General features: G+C 46.6%; 1 protein-coding gene. It reads right to left on the reverse strand.

Going from position 1 to position 569, the window contains the following annotated elements; translation table 11 throughout:
- Positions 1-522, reverse strand: a 522-nt coding sequence (locus tag R7R78_RS28370) for an NAD(P)-dependent oxidoreductase (RefSeq protein ID WP_318119776.1), incomplete at its 3' end; no start/stop codon positions are given.
- Positions 523-569 lie beyond the last annotated feature (47 nt).

Below are 569 nucleotides of genomic sequence, written 5' to 3' on the forward strand. Positions count from 1 at the left end.
GGTTTGTGCAAATCCATCATTGGCTGTTGGAATTCCTGTGCGATTAATACCAATCGTGTTAATCCCCATCGTCTGGGCCGTTTGTGCTAGGCATTTCCCAATGCTACCCGTGCCGAGAATCACCATGGTTTTGCTTTGCAGTGATGTGTAGAGATGCGGTTGCCACTGCTTGTTTTGTTGTTGCTGGTGGTAGTGCATAAAATGACGATAGTGGCTGATGCAATATCCGAGGACGTACTCTGCGATTAGCGGACCAAACACGCCACGCACATTCGTCAGCGTATAGTCTTGGCGAAATTCTGGGGTAATGAGCGCATTTACGCCCGCATAGGTAGATTGTACCCACTCAAGTTGTGAAAATTCGTCTAATCTTTGTGAGAGTAAAGGAGGATCGGCAAGAACAATGTGTGCCTCTTGCGGCTTGTCCGTAATGTTCAGGTCGGGCAGATTTTTCTCCGCCAATAACGTTTCGTAGGTGTCGCGATGCTCAGAGAGCAGGAAAATCTGATTTGGATGCTGCATTAACTTTTTTCCCTGTGATGAATCAAGTACACTTTCGCTGTTTTTTT

The sequence above is a fragment of the Vibrio sp. 2134-1 genome (assembly GCF_033339495.1).